15 protein-coding genes, 1 tRNA gene and 1 other annotated feature are annotated in these 14,263 nt (G+C 39.9%); of the genes, 14 read left to right on the forward strand and 2 right to left on the reverse strand.

Going from position 1 to position 14,263, the window contains the following annotated elements:
* The first annotated feature begins 196 nt into the window (after window positions 1–196).
* The 8 genes from MKY15_RS11490 to MKY15_RS11525 all read left to right on the forward strand — a co-directional run bounded on the left by MKY15_RS11490 (window position 197) and on the right by MKY15_RS11525 (window position 8,315).
* The gene (locus tag MKY15_RS11490) at window positions 197–679 is read left to right on the forward strand and encodes an NUDIX domain-containing protein (protein ID WP_067205979.1); all 483 of its coding nucleotides are present in this window, start codon (window positions 197–199) and stop codon (window positions 677–679) included.
* Window positions 676–1,566 carry an RNase adapter RapZ gene (gene rapZ, locus MKY15_RS11495; RefSeq protein ID WP_067205982.1) on the forward strand — a complete coding sequence of 297 codons (891 nt, stop codon included), beginning with the start codon at window positions 676–678 and terminating at the stop codon, window positions 1,564–1,566. The genes MKY15_RS11490 and rapZ overlap by 4 nt, the downstream gene beginning before the upstream one ends.
* Window positions 1,567–1,570: 4 nt before the next feature.
* On the forward strand, window positions 1,571–2,554 hold the full coding sequence (locus MKY15_RS11500) for a gluconeogenesis factor YvcK family protein (RefSeq protein WP_067213832.1): 984 nt from the start codon (window positions 1,571–1,573) through the stop codon (window positions 2,552–2,554).
* A gap of 25 nt (window positions 2,555–2,579) precedes the next feature.
* Window positions 2,580–3,527, forward strand: coding sequence for a DNA-binding protein WhiA (gene whiA / locus MKY15_RS11505; protein ID WP_149582292.1), 948 nt, complete (start codon window positions 2,580–2,582; stop codon window positions 3,525–3,527).
* A 36-nt stretch (window positions 3,528–3,563) separates the two neighbouring features.
* Window positions 3,564–3,821, forward strand: a complete 258-nt coding sequence (locus tag MKY15_RS11510; protein ID WP_067205987.1) for an HPr family phosphocarrier protein — start codon at window positions 3,564–3,566, stop codon at window positions 3,819–3,821.
* 576 nt (window positions 3,822–4,397) lie between these two features.
* Window positions 4,398–4,666 (forward strand) — a binding site (T-box leader).
* A gap of 98 nt (window positions 4,667–4,764) precedes the next feature.
* Window positions 4,765–6,225 carry a lysine--tRNA ligase gene (gene lysS, locus MKY15_RS11515; RefSeq protein ID WP_342537586.1) on the forward strand — a complete coding sequence of 487 codons (1,461 nt, stop codon included), beginning with the start codon at window positions 4,765–4,767 and terminating at the stop codon, window positions 6,223–6,225.
* 147 nt (window positions 6,226–6,372) lie between these two features.
* Window positions 6,373–6,741, forward strand: a complete 369-nt coding sequence (locus tag MKY15_RS11520; RefSeq protein ID WP_342537587.1) for a hypothetical protein — start codon at window positions 6,373–6,375, stop codon at window positions 6,739–6,741.
* Window positions 6,742–7,184: 443 nt separating this feature from the next.
* The gene (locus MKY15_RS11525) at window positions 7,185–8,315 is read left to right on the forward strand and encodes a serine hydrolase domain-containing protein (RefSeq protein ID WP_342537588.1); all 1,131 of its coding nucleotides are present in this window, start codon (window positions 7,185–7,187) and stop codon (window positions 8,313–8,315) included.
* A gap of 470 nt (window positions 8,316–8,785) precedes the next feature.
* On the opposite strand, the gene MKY15_RS11530 is transcribed toward MKY15_RS11525, so the two are convergent.
* On the reverse strand, window positions 8,786–9,055 hold the full coding sequence (locus MKY15_RS11530) for a hypothetical protein (protein WP_342537589.1): 270 nt from the start codon (window positions 9,053–9,055) through the stop codon (window positions 8,786–8,788).
* Window positions 9,056–9,182: 127 nt separating this feature from the next.
* Window positions 9,183–9,254, reverse strand: a tRNA-Arg gene (locus tag MKY15_RS11535).
* Between the two features lie 190 nt (window positions 9,255–9,444).
* Between MKY15_RS11535 and clpP the strand changes: the two genes are divergently transcribed.
* The 6 genes from clpP (at window position 9,445) to gap (ending at window position 14,237) form a co-directional block, all read left to right on the forward strand.
* Window positions 9,445–10,065, forward strand: coding sequence for an ATP-dependent Clp endopeptidase proteolytic subunit ClpP (gene clpP, locus MKY15_RS11540; protein WP_067206000.1), 621 nt, complete (start codon window positions 9,445–9,447; stop codon window positions 10,063–10,065).
* A gap of 177 nt (window positions 10,066–10,242) precedes the next feature.
* Window positions 10,243–10,821, forward strand: a complete 579-nt coding sequence (locus MKY15_RS11545; protein WP_342537590.1) for a LemA family protein — start codon at window positions 10,243–10,245, stop codon at window positions 10,819–10,821.
* Window positions 10,818–11,618 (forward strand): TPM domain-containing protein, encoded by an 801-nt coding sequence (locus MKY15_RS11550; protein WP_342537591.1) that lies wholly within the window; start codon window positions 10,818–10,820, stop codon window positions 11,616–11,618. The genes MKY15_RS11545 and MKY15_RS11550 overlap by 4 nt, the downstream gene beginning before the upstream one ends.
* Window positions 11,619–11,713: 95 nt before the next feature.
* A complete protein-coding gene (locus tag MKY15_RS11555) occupies window positions 11,714–11,941 on the forward strand; it encodes a glutaredoxin family protein (protein ID WP_255428579.1) in 228 nt (75 codons plus the stop codon).
* A gap of 136 nt (window positions 11,942–12,077) precedes the next feature.
* Window positions 12,078–13,112 (forward strand): sugar-binding domain-containing protein, encoded by a 1,035-nt coding sequence (locus MKY15_RS11560; protein ID WP_082786484.1) that lies wholly within the window; start codon window positions 12,078–12,080, stop codon window positions 13,110–13,112.
* Window positions 13,113–13,229: 117 nt separating this feature from the next.
* On the forward strand, window positions 13,230–14,237 hold the full coding sequence (gene gap / locus MKY15_RS11565) for a type I glyceraldehyde-3-phosphate dehydrogenase (RefSeq protein WP_067206007.1): 1,008 nt from the start codon (window positions 13,230–13,232) through the stop codon (window positions 14,235–14,237).
* Window positions 14,238–14,263: the final 26 nt, after the last annotated feature.

Raw genomic sequence — 14,263 nt, forward strand, 5'->3', positions numbered from 1 at the left:
TGTAACCTTAATGTAGCTGTAACAGAAATGCAATGTCTAAAGGGTATAGTAAAAGTATCAATTGACCCCCCTTTTGATAAAGTAAATTTTGAAAGGCAATTTATCGGTTTATCCGATGGGTTGCCTTTTTTTTGTCGTTTTACAACGGTTCGATGTATAATGATACTATGCGTTTATAAAAAGTGGGGTTAGACAAATGCAGAGAATCGTAAATTTACTTGTAGTAAAAGATAATCATGTATTACTGTTAAAAAAACCTCGTCGCGGGTGGTATGTAGCTCCTGGTGGAAAGATGGATCCGGGTGAATCGGTTTACGAAACAGCCGTCAGAGAATTCACGGAAGAAACCGGTGCTGTACCGATTAGTCCATTGTTAAAAGGCGTCTACACAATGATGATTACAGATGAAACTGGGGAGACTGTGAAAAACGAATGGATGCTCCACACATTCATTGCTTTTGACTTAGTGGGTAAACCGTTTGAAACGACAATTGAAGGAGTATTGGAATGGCATCCTGTTGAAAGCTTAGAGACACTTCCGATGGCAGAAGGGGATCGAACCAATTTACTGTTTGCAGTATCTCAGAGTGGGATACAGTATGGAACGTTCTTTTATACCGAAGAATTTAAACTCTTGAAAGAGGAAATCCAAAATTCTGTGGAAGGTGATGGACAATGACTGAAATAGGGAAGCCAAGCAGCGATATTGAAATAGTTATTATTACGGGGATGTCGGGTGCAGGTAAGACGGTTGCAGTGCAGAGCTTTGAAGATCTTGGATTTTATTGCATCGATAATTTGCCTCCAGAGCTATTAGTTATGTTTCTGAATTTGATGATGAAATCGGAAAATCAAATGAAACGGATAGCCGCTGTAATGGATACGCGTGGAGGTGACCTATTTGATTCGCTCATTGGAGCTCTGGATGACCTTTTGGAAATGCAGGGTGTATCATCGCGAATATTATTCCTTGATGCAGACGATGAGACGCTTGTTCGACGCTATAAGGAATCGAGAAGGTCACATCCATTATCGGCAGGCGGATTGCCTCTAGCAGGTATAAAGAAAGAGCGCCTGCTGTTGTCTGAGATGAAAGGCCGTGCACGCTCGATTTTCAACACTACAAGTTTAAAACCAAGGGCATTGAGAGAGAAAATAATGGCTGAGTTCTCCTCTAAGGATGATCTTGGTTTTACACTAAACTTCCTCTCTTTCGGTTTTAAGCATGGCATGCCAATTGATGCAGATGTCGTGTTTGACGTGCGTTTCCTACCAAATCCTTTCTATATTGAGGATTTGAAACCGAAGACGGGACTCGAGAAAGAAGTCTATGACTATGTACTGAAATGGAAAGATACTCAAATCCTTATTGAAAAACTCACGGACTTATTTAAGTTCTTAATTCCACAATATAAAAATGAAGGAAAATCACAAGTTGTGATTGCATTCGGCTGTACAGGAGGTCAACACCGTTCTGTAACACTCGCTGAATTTTTCGGAAGCCGGTTCAAAGACGAGTACCGGACACTCATCACCCATAGGGATATTGAAAAAAGAAAGGATTGACGCTATGCCGAAATCCGGGAACTTGAAGAAAGTCGTTGTGTTAGGCGGCGGAACTGGTTTATCCACTTTGCTACGCGGATTGAAAAATTACCCTGTCGATTTGACTGCGGTCGTTACAGTAGCTGATGATGGCGGCAGTTCGGGCAGACTTCTTGACGAATATGACATACCACCTCCGGGTGATATTCGCAAAGTGATGGCAGCGCTTTCAGATGTTGAGCCATTAATCGAAGAAATGTTTGAATACCGCTTTGCTACTTCAGAGGATTTGAAAGGTCATTCACTCGGCAATCTTATGCTGGCTGCTATGACGGATATCACAGGTGATTTCGCACGTGCAGTCGAACAAATGAGCAGGGTGCTAAACATAAAAGGGAAAGTATTACCAGCCGCTAATCAGCGGATCACATTGCACGCAGAACTCGAAGACGGTACAATCGTGACGGGTGAATCGAAAATACCGGTTTACGAACGTAAAATTCGCAAAGTGTATTTATCACCACAAGAAGTTGAACCGTTACCTGAAACAATAGAGGCAATCAATTCTGCTGACCTGATCATTATTGGCCCAGGTAGCCTATATACAAGCATCTTGCCCGCACTGCTTGTCCAATCAATTCGTAAAGCGGTCTTGTCATGTAAGGCAAAAAAGGTGTATATTAACAACTTGACGACGCAAGCAGGAGAAACACACCGCTATACTGCTTCGGAGCATGTGCAGGCATTGTATGATCATGCGGGTGAACCTTTTATCGACACGGTTTTATTGAACGGCACAGAATTTTCTGCGTTGCAGGGTGGGAAAGAATGGACGGGACCTCCCTGGCCTGTCGAAAACGATTTGGAAACGCTTCAACAACTTGTACCAAATATCGTAGTAAAAGACATTTGCTTATTATTAAATGGAACTATCATACATGATTCCGAGAAAGTAGCTAAATGGCTTATAGAATATATGGAAAATGGGATCGAAACGGAACAGACGTGATCGTCGCCGAGAAAGGGGAAGAATCATGTCTTTTGCTTCAGAAACAAAAAAGGAAATGACACAGATAGAAGCGGATGACTGTTGTATAAAGGCGGAAGTAGCGGCGTTCATTAGGATGAATGGTGCACTTTCCTTTTCTAATAAACAGTTAAGTTTGGACGTACAAACTGAAAATGCAGCGATTGCCAGACGCCTGTATACGAATTTAAAACGGTTGTATCCTTATAAAGTAGAGTTGCTTGTTCGAAAAAAGATGCGCTTGAAAAAGAATAACGTTTACATTTGCCGAATTCGAGGTGGAGCAAAAGCTCTTTTGGAAGAACTTCTAATCCTGACGGGAACATTTCAATTTAAAAATGAAATCTCAAAGGAATTGGTTAAAAAGAGATGCTGTCAACGCGCTTATCTGCGGGGGGCTTTTCTGGCAGGGGGTTCCGTGAATAACCCGGAAACATCTTCTTATCACCTTGAAATCTTTTCGATATATAAAGAACATAGTGAAGACTTAGTCGATTTGATGAACAAATACCATTTGAATGCGAAGTCGATTGAACGGAAAAAAGGGTATATTGCTTATTTGAAAGAAGCTGAAAAAATATCGGATTTCCTTAGTATTGTCGGCGCGCATGTGAGCTTAATGAAGTTTGAAGATGTACGAATTATACGCGATATGAGAAATAGTGTGAACAGGCTTGTGAATTGTGAAACCGCGAATATGAATAAAACAATTGGTGCAGCACAGCGCCAAGTTGAAAATATAAAGTTTATTGAAAGTACGATTGGACTTGCTGAATTACCAGATAGATTACAAGAAATCGCGAGGCTTCGGGTCGACAATCAGGATATTACGTTGAAGGAACTTGGAGAACTGGTTTCGGGTGGAATGGTAAGTAAATCAGGTGTGAACCATCGCTTAAGAAAAATTGAAGAAATTGCGGAAAATCTTCGCAATGGGGGAATCGGTAGTCGGTAAATCCGCTGTCGAACCAAGAGAGGAGCTGGCGCTGTCATGGCAGAACGAATAGTTGAAGTGAAGTTGAAATCAGGATTACAAGCAAGGCAAGCAGCACTTTTTGTCCAAGAGGCAAATAGGTTTTTGTCCGATGTATTTTTGAAAAAAGAAGAACGCCAAGTAAATGCTAAAAGTATAATGGGGATCATGAGCCTAGCCATCGCGCGCGGCACGACTGTTACGTTGATTGCAGAAGGAATTGACGAGGAACAGGCGTTGGAATCACTAGCAGTACTTGTTGAAAATGGAAATTAAATAAAATAATCACCGTTAGCGCTGTCAAACGACAAGTGGTAACGGTTTTTTTATGGAGACTGGATTGTATTAGTCATGAGGATAGGGCTTGAAGTCATGGTAGCTTGGTGAACTGTAAGGGGAAAGCCGGGAACTGTCACGGCATCCCGTCAAACTGTGAGGGGAAAGTCGGGAACTGTCATGGCATCCCAGCAAACTGTGAGGACAAGATCGAACTGTCATGGCATTCCAGTAAACTGTAAGGGGAAGGCCGAACTGTCATGGCATTACTTCAAACTGTAAGGGCAAAGTCGACAACTGTCATGGCAACACGGTAAACTGCGAGGGCAAGGTCGAACTGTCATGGCATCCCGACAAACTGTGAGGGCAAGATCAAACTGTCATGGCATTCCGGTAAACTGTAAGGGGAAAGTCGGGAACTGTCATGGCAACCCATCAAACTGAGAGGGTAAAGTCGAAAACTGTCATGGCATCCCGGTAAACTGTGAGGGCAAGGTCGAACTGTCATGGCAACCCATCAAATAGAAATTGACTACTCCATTTAATTATGCTAAATTATTTTCAATCAATATATAATGTACGGCTATGAAGAGAAGAGTAATTTTGATTAATTATTTTCAGAGAGCTCCGGTAGGTGGGAAGGAGTAATAATGATCTTAATGAAAAAAAGTCTTGGAGCTTCGCACGGATCTAAGAGCATTCTTAGTGATACTGCGACGGGATCTCCCGTTAAAGAGATAGGGTATAATCAATTATTAGAAAATTGACGTACTCGAAGAGGTTGATATGGCGACATATCAATAAACTGAGGTGGTACCGCGGAGCTATAAACTCCCGTCCTCAAGACAAATGTCTTGGGGGTGGGAGTTTTTTTGTTGTTTGGAAATATAAATCCATAATTAAAAAAGCATTATAAACAAACTAAAAGAATGGAGTGAAAAGAATGAGCAATGAACAAATAGCTTTAAGAATAGAGAAATTAGAGACTTTAAAATCGCAAGGGATTTCAGTATATCCTGAAAGGTTTTCTACAAATAATGAAATTTATGCAGCTGCTCAACTCGAAGACGGAACTTCTGGGGTCCGAGTTGCTGGAAGAATAATGAGCATTAGAAACTTCAGTAAATTAAGTTTCATTACTATTTCAAACATACAAGGAAGCTTACAACTTCTGTTGAAAAAGGATGAGATTGGTGAGGAACCTTATAATCAGTTTCACAATTTATTGGATATGGGAGATTTTATCGGTGTGGAAGGATGTATGTATTCGACTAAAACGAATGAGAAAACACTTCGTATCGAAAGTTATGTGTTTCTTGGGAAGGCGTTACGGACTCTTCCAGAAAAATGGCACGGTTTAAGCAATGTTGAACTTCGATATAGACAGCGTTATCTAGATTTAATGGTGACAAAAGACACACAAAGTCGCTTACTAGCTAGAACCAAAATGGTACGTGCCATTCGCAGGTTCTTTGAAGACCAGGAATTTTTAGAAGTAGAAACACCAGTTTTACAGCATACTTTCTCTGGGGCGTTAGCTAAGCCTTTTAGGACCTATCATAACTCTTTAGATACAGAGCTAAATTTACGTATTGCACCGGAAACCTATTTGAAAAGGTTAATTGTAGGTGGATTTACCAAAGTTTTTGAATTTGCAAAGTGTTTTAGGAACGAGGGGATTAGTCCTCAACATCTTCAAGAATTTACAATGGTTGAAGGGTATGCGGCATATTGGAATTATGAGGATACAATGAAATTAATGCGTAATATGGTTCTGTTTGTCCTGGATCAAATCTTTAATACGACTACCATTACCATCCAGGGTCAAACAATAAACTTTTCACTAGAATGGGACATTGTCTCTTTCAGGGATTTAATCTTAAAAGACACAGGGATTGATATAGATCTTTTTCCTGATGTTAAGGATTTATATCAAGAAACATTGAGGGGTAATATGGATTTGGAACATCCTGATATTGAATCTTTAGGGAGAGGTAATTTTATTGATCTTCTTTACAAAAAAATGTGTCGGCCACAACTAGTTAAACCGACATTTCTAATCCGACATCCTATTGACTTGTCCCCACTAGCTAGGGCCAATGATCAAAACCCTGCTCTTACAGACCGGTTCCAATTAGTGGTGAATGGTGCGGAAATTATTAATGCCTATTCAGAGTTGGTTGACCCACTTGAACAAAGAAGAAGACTGGAGGCTCAAGCTCTTCTTAAAAGTAATGGAGATTTGGAGGCTATGGAGATGGATGAAGATTATCTAACAGCTATGGAATATGGAATGCCACCCATTTCTGGTTGGGGATTTGGAATTGAACGATTATTAATGGTACTAACGGATAGTGATACGATTAAAGACTGTGTTTTATTTCCATTAAATAAAAAACTATAGTCGATCCTTAATAATATTGAACAATAAAGTTATTAAGATACAGTTCCTTGTTTCACTAACTGGCACTTTACTTGAAGATCATTGAGCTGATAAAAAGGTATATTTGGAAGGATGCAGAAATAGTTACCGTAAGGGGAGGTAGCTTGGATGAAGAATATTTCTAAGTGCATTTTTATCATCTGTTTAATGTTGATGTTAGTTTCTTGTGAAAACAGTAGTGGTCTTATATTCAAAGGTGAAGGTGTAAATTGGAGTGGCGAACTAATTACTGAATATAGTTTTTGGGGAAAAGAGATTCAGAGTATAAGGATTACCTATAAAGGTGAAAATCCTGAACAGCTAAACATACCTAATTTTAATGTAGAAAGTACTGATTTCTTGGGTTGGGGTATAGGCGATATAAAATTAGATGAAAAAGGGATTTATTATAGTGGGGATGTTATCGAACTGGAAACTAAAACTCCTTCTTCGTCTAAGATAATATTAACTTTAGAAGGCGAAGAGTTGAAACTATAACATTAAGTTCAAGTTCATAAAACATAGTTCTATTTTATTGAGTAATGGAGTCAAGCACTTCCGTGAAGTGACGTTATTTTAACCTGGTGTGTACAGCATATACAAGCCGACTAATGAAAGGATTTTTTATATGAGACGATGGGGGAAATATATAACTTTAGCTTTTTTGGTATTTCTTTTCAGTTATCTTAGAAGTGTTTTTGAATTACCTAAAAATATTTATTTTATTTTTGGAGTTCCTCTACTTTTTGGAGGGGTATTATTAACCCTTTATTTGTTTGAAAAAGGTAATAAAAACAAACAATGATTTTTGTTCAACTAACGATCCAGGATAATTGAACAATAAGCTGATAATTATGTTTTACTTGAAATATTAAATATCATTTGTTTAACGGATAGAATCGGAAGGGATACTTAGTATTTATTTAAGAAATGGAGAAATAATGGAGACATTAACTAATAGAATTAAAAAGATAGATAATATGATAAATGATATTATGGGAGAACATACAGTAGGCATGAGTGTGTCAATCGTAAAAGAAGATAGAGTGATCTTTTCCAAAGGATTTGGTTATTCTCAACTTGAACCAGTTAAAAAGCCGATTGATGAGGACACCATCATGAGTATACAGAGTGTAACAAAGAACTTTGTTGCAACCTGTATCTTGCAACTGGCTGAAAAAGGATTAATTAATCTTGATGTACCACTTGTTGTTTACTTACCATATTTTAGAACACAAGACAAACAATTGAGTGACCAAATCACAGTAAAACATATACTAAGTCATACGGCTGGATTTCCGTCCGATTTAGGCATTGCAAATTTAATTGCTCCCAATGTGATGGAAGTTTATTCAGACACCCCAACTGAGTGGAGTGAAGCTTTAGCTCATTACAATTTGTCAGAACAGGAGATAGCAAGCATACAATCTAGAGAGGATATCACTCGGTGGTTTCGTAAAGTAGACCTAGAATATCTTCCAGGAGAGGGTTGGAATTATTGTACCGACGCCTTTGTTATTCTTGGTGATCTAATCGAAAAAGTGACCGGGGAAAATTGGGAGTTTCATCTGAGGAATAATGTACTAACACCGTTGCATATGAAGCGGACTACATGGGATTCCCAAGCCGTTATTGAGGATAGCAACTATGCTAAATATTATTTAGGGTTTGAAAAAAATGAAACTCCCTATCCAATGAACCCGGTTGCGGCACCCATAGGTTTTCTATATTCAACAGCAAATGAATTAGCTTCATATATGTTGTTTCACTTGAACTTTTCATCACCTGCTAATCTAGAGCTGTACAGTAAAAAACAAATGCAAAAACCAGTAAGTCTCGTATCAAAACCTTGGAATAATGAAGATAATACGATTTATTATGGAATAGGCTGGTTTATAGAAAAATATAAGGGGCAAACAATTATAGAACATGGGGGAGGTCAATTAGCAGTACGAGCGTTACTTTCGTTAGTACCGGAAGAAAGAATGGGTGTAGCTGTATTGTTAAACTTTGATAGTACTATCCATCGTCTAGTTAGTCGTAGAATTATCGATATTCTGTTAGATATATAGTAAGGATGATTTTACAAGTATCAAAGGTGGATTTGAATATGATTATTATACAAATCAGCTGCCTTTTCCGTGAACAGGTGTTATGTCTACTGAGGTGCATGTAGCATACACCCTTGCTTATTTATTTTATTCAAGATAGGAAAGAACGATTTTTCGCTTCACTCAAAACCGGAGAAAAACCAAAAAAAGAGCATTTGAGTTTTATTAAAGGTCAAGAGTTAAAGTGAAAACTTATAAATGACAATATCTCTATAGAATGTGCAACGTTACATAGAAAATGAAGCGGACCATTTGTTTGTAATTAAAGACAACGAGAAAGTTAATTTAGTTATTCGAAAAATTGTTCATATTGCTGAAAGTTATTAAACTAATGGATTCGTTAGGCGAAGAAGAATACTTCAAAAAAGGACCGTAAATGGTCTTTCTTATTAATGAATCATCAACAATATTATTTAACTTCTATATCACAATTATGCTTCCATGTGAAAAATTATGCGGATGAATACTTTTTTTCTTTTGGCTAGTCGTTCTTCATACTGTTTGCTTCCGTACATTCGTTTACCCCACGCTCGCATTGCATAAGATGAAATTGTCCATTCCGACAAACCTTTCGCCATGTTGAATCGGTGGAATTCGTCAATGACTGATTGAGTCGATAGAATTGTTTGCGGCTTGGCTAGATTGGTAACCCTTAGAATGTCGTTTATTAGCGCTGAATCAATTTGTTTTCGTTTTTTCATATTCTCATCACCCGGTCAATTATTTCTGTGGATGACTGTAACCGGTGCGTTTTGAATTCGTGGTGATTGGGAATAGAAAATACCCGCCATTGAATGAACAATGACGGGTAAAATTGTTGTAATCATATGCCCTCGGCGAGAATCGAACTCACATCTTAAGCTTCGGAGGCTCACGTGCTATCCGTTGCACCACGAGGGCGTTACAAATCGGCTATCTTTTGCAGCAGACTAGACTTATTATACTGGTGTAGGTCAATGAATGCAATGCTTATTTTGAAAGCGTTATATTTGACCTTCGTTGACCATACTATGTATGATAAAGTTACAGTTGAAACGAAGTTATGTTTCAATAGGTAGACAACACTATCCAGCTTGAAGGAGGAAATAGAATGAATCTAATACCTACAGTAATTGAACAGACTAGCCGCGGTGAGCGTGCTTACGACATCTATTCACGTCTATTGAAAGACCGTATTATCATGCTTGGAAGTGGAATCGATGACAACGTTGCGAACTCTATCGTTGCTCAACTCCTATTTTTAGAAGCAGAAGATCCGGATAAAGATATTTCCATCTACATTAATAGCCCCGGGGGAAGCGTCACTGCTGGTATGGCGATTTTTGACACAATGCAATTCATCAAACCTGACATCCAAACAATTTGTATGGGAATGGCTGCATCTATGGGATCGTTCCTACTAGCGGCGGGTACTAAAGGGAAACGTTATGCGCTTCCTAACGCAGAAGTAATGATTCACCAACCATTAGGTGGAGCACAAGGGCAAGCAACAGAAATTGAAATTGCTGCAAAACATATCCTTTTCACTCGTGAAAAACTAAACTTGATTCTTGCTGAGCGTACTGGCCAATCGGTTGAAGTAATTGCGAGAGATACGGACCGCGACAATTTCATGACAGCTGAACGTGCGAAAGAATATGGTTTAATTGACCATATTATTACACGCAGTGACATGAAAGACGGAGCTAAAACTAAACCTGAATCTAAATAAGTTCTACGAAAGCCGGCTTTCCACTATGGGAAGCCGGTTTTTTGGTGGCTAAAAAACGTTGCCGCAGAATAAATGAAACCTTTTCAATCGTCATACTGTATATACTACTGTAGAAAAAGTTTCGGCACGGTGTTCGAGAGGGTAAATGAAAGTAACTAACTCGTGAGGAGTGTTAACATGAAAAAAGTTTTAGGACCAATTGCGGTAATCGTAATCATACTTGCAGTTTTGGCTATGATACTGGTTCCAAGTTATAACAAATTCGTTAATTTAGAAGAAGATGTGGACCAGGCGTATGCACAAGTTGAAAATCAACTACAACGGAGGCTCGATCTGATACCGAACTTGGTAAGCACGGTTAAAGGTTTCGCGAGCCATGAAAAAGAGATTATCAGTGACATTGCAGATTCCCGTGCAAGACTTGCCGGAGCAAATGGGCCCGCAGAACAAGCGGATGCAAACGCTGACTTAGCGGGTGCGCTTAGTCGTCTTCTTGTCGTCGTTGAGAATTATCCTGATTTAAAAGCAAATGAAAATTTCACTAAGCTGATGGATGAACTGGCCGGAACTGAAAACCGTCTGGGCGTTGCGCGTAAGGATTATAACGACGTAGTCGCCAATTACAATAGGCAAGTGAAAAGATTCCCCGGAAAAATCGTTGCATCTATTTTCGGATATGATGAAAAGGAATACTTTAAAGCCGATGCAGCTGCAAATGAAGCGCCGAATGTCGATTTTGGAGATGACAAGGAATGATTAGAAAAGCTGTCCGCATACTGGTGACGGCATGTCTGATTATTTTTACATCGTTAAACTCAGCAGTGTTTTCGGCTGATGCTGCTGTTCCGGTCGTTCAAGATACTGCGAATGTGTTGTCCGCTGAACAGAAAGCGGAACTTGAGCAATATGGGATTCAATTAAATAATGCTACGACAGCGGAACTTGCGGTATTGATCCTCCCGAGCATAGGCGATAAGCCAGTTGAGGAATATGCAGTAGAGAAGCTTAGGGAATTTAAATTAGGCAATAAGGAAAAAAATAACGGAGCTTTGCTAGTTGTTACAACAGAGAAAAATTCCGATGGTAAACGACATTTCGAACTATCGGTCGGGTATGGATTAGAGGGTGCCCTTCCGGACGGAAAAGTCGGAAGTATAATGGATGAAGTAGCTGTTCCTTATTTGAATAAGCAACAGCCTGACATGGCGATCATGGAAGCATATAAATCATTCTACAATGAAATCGCAGCTGAATATGGATGGGATGGCGCGGATGTGCCCGTCACAACTATAGATTCCGACTCAAGTGATGGGGGATTCGGTATTCCATTCCCCGTCATCCTTTTCATCATTATTTACATTGTCTTCCGTGTCATCAGTAATAGAGGAGGCCGAGGAGGCGGAGGTGGTTCGGGCGGACGGCGTAGCGGAGGGCCAATTTTCTTCCCTGGTTCTTTTGGGGGCAGAAGTGGTGGCGGTAGTTCCGGCGGCGGTTTTGGTGGTTTCGGTGGCGGTGGTTCCGGCGGTGGTGGCGGAGCAGGCCGAAGCTGGTAAAGAATAATGGGCGGCATGCACAGGCAACATCCTGTGCATACCACCTGTTATTCATTTATACTAAAGGTATTATAAAAGTAATGAGGTGCATTAAAGTGCATGTGACATTTTACACAAAACCAGGTTGTCACCTTTGTGATGAAGCTGAATTAATGATGAAACTTGTCCAAGAGGATTTCCCGCTGACGTGGACGATAGTAGATATAGAAACTGATGATGAAAGTCATGAGAAATATATGTTTTTGATTCCTGTCATTGAAAAAGATGGCGATGTGATGCTTTACGGGTCAATTGGCTACGCTGATATCATTGATTTATTCTGATAATTAATGCTGTATTGTTTGTAAAGTCGAATGAAAAGAGCTATAATGAAGTTAGAAATATTTTTTTGCTTTATGTGGGACGCTATTCAGTATGTAGGGTCGTTAAATGTCCCTATGGTAAAGAGGAGGGCAGCCATTGGACGTTTTGATGGATGCACAGAGTAAACTCGTACCAGAAATGATGGAGTTAATGCAGCAAAGATATCGGATATTAAAGCTTGTAAAAATGGCTGGTCCAATTGGAAGGCGTCCACTCGGTCAGATGGCTGGTTTATCGGAGCGGGAAACGCGAACCATGATGGATACGCTAAGGGGTCAAAATCTGATTACTATTGCAAAAGACGGAGCTTCAATCACCACTGAAGGATTGACTGTCTTACTTGCTCTTGAGTCTTCAATGGAAGACTGGTCGGGACGTACGTCTATTGCAAAGAGACTAATGGAATTCCTTGGCATTCAATCAGTCAAAGTTGTTGCAGGTAACTGCGATACCGATACCGCTTCGAAAAGCTTACTTGGTATGGAGGCAGCGAAACAATTTTCTTCTAAAATTGACGAAGGCAAAGTAGTCGCCGTCACTGGAGGAAGTACAATTGCATCGATTCCACTTCATATCGAAAAGTTTAGCGGTACCAATAATCTGCTATTCATCGCTGCAAGAGGCGGTGTAGGAGATGATATTGGTTTGCAAGCGAATGTCATTGCGGCCTCTTTCGCCTCGGCATGTGGAGGTACGTATAGTACATTTTATTATCCAGAGTCGTTAAGCGAAGAAGCCCATGAAGCGTTCCGAAAAGAACCTTCCGTCTTGAAAATGCTTGAACTTTATGACACAACAGATTGTGTTCTGCATGGAGTAGGCGACGCGCAAACTATGGCAATTATGCGTAATTCGCCTACAGAAGAGCGAGATATGATTCAAGACAATGGAGCTAAAGGCGAAGCATTCGGTTATTATTTTGACCAGGATGGTAACGTTGTCCACAGATTACGGACAATCGGTATCCAAACTGGCCATCTCGAGAAGATTCCGCTTATCATTTCAGTCGCAGGCGGCAGCAGTAAAGCTGAAGCTATCTTGGCTTATATGGCAAGTGCGCCTAAACAAACGATTTTAGTAACTGATGAAGGTGCAGCAACTGAAATGCTGAAAATACTCGTCAATAAATAAACGCATAAATGACTAAGACGGGTATTTTCAGGGAATAGGTTTAGATGGGCTTTGTGTAAATGTAGCTATAAGAAATTTTTTAACTATAAACTAAAAAACAACATGGAGGAATATATTATGACTTTGAAACTTGCGATTAACGGATTTGGACGGATTGGACGTAAAGTATTCCGCGAAGCTTTGAAACAAGAGGAAATTGAAATTGTAGCAGTGAACGATTTGACGGATGCAGCAATGCTTGCACATCTTTTGAAGTATGACTCTGTACATGGCGTATTTGACGCGGAAGTCAGTTTTGATAATGACACGCTTATTGTCGATGGCAAAAGAGTGAAAGTATATGCAGAAAAAGATCCAGCAGCGCTACCATGGGGCACACTTGGGGTTGACGTTGTCGTTGATTCGACAGGCGTATTTACGGACAGAGCTGGACTGAACAAACACCTTGAAGCGGGTGCGAAAAAAGTTATCTTGTCATCACCGGCAAAAGGCGATATCACGACACTTGTAATGGGTGTTAACCACGAGTCATACGATCCGGCAAATGATAACATCGTATCAAATGCATCATGTACGACAAACTGTCTTGCTCCAGTTGTAAAAGTACTTCACAACGAATTCGGTATAAAACGCGGTCTAATGACAACAATTCACTCGTACACAAATGACCAACGCATTTTGGATTTACCGCATTCGGATTACAGACGTGCTCGTGCAGCTGCAGAAAACATGATTCCAACTACGACAGGCGCAGCTTCAGCTGTAACAAAAGTTATTCCTGAATTGAAAGGGAAACTTGACGGTATGGCTGTCCGCGTTCCAACACCAAACGTTTCACTCGTTGACTTTGTCGCTGAACTTGAGAAAGATGTGACAATTGCTGATGTGAACAATGCATTGAAAAACGCGTCTGAAAATGAGCTGAAAGGTTTCTTGGCTTATAATGAACTCCCACTAGTTTCTAAAGATTATAACGGAAATACTTCATCATCTACTGTAGATGGTCTTTCAACGATGGTCCTTGAAGACAACATGGTGAAAGTAATTACTTGGTATGACAACGAATCAGCTTATTCTGCACGTTGTGTGGACTTGGCACTTTATATGTTTGGTAAAGGTCTATAATTCAGTTAAATATAGCCATAAACAAT

Origin of the sequence: Sporosarcina sp. FSL K6-1540 (assembly GCF_038620285.1) — a bacterium.
Taxonomy (GTDB): domain Bacteria; phylum Bacillota; class Bacilli; order Bacillales_A; family Planococcaceae; genus Sporosarcina; species Sporosarcina psychrophila.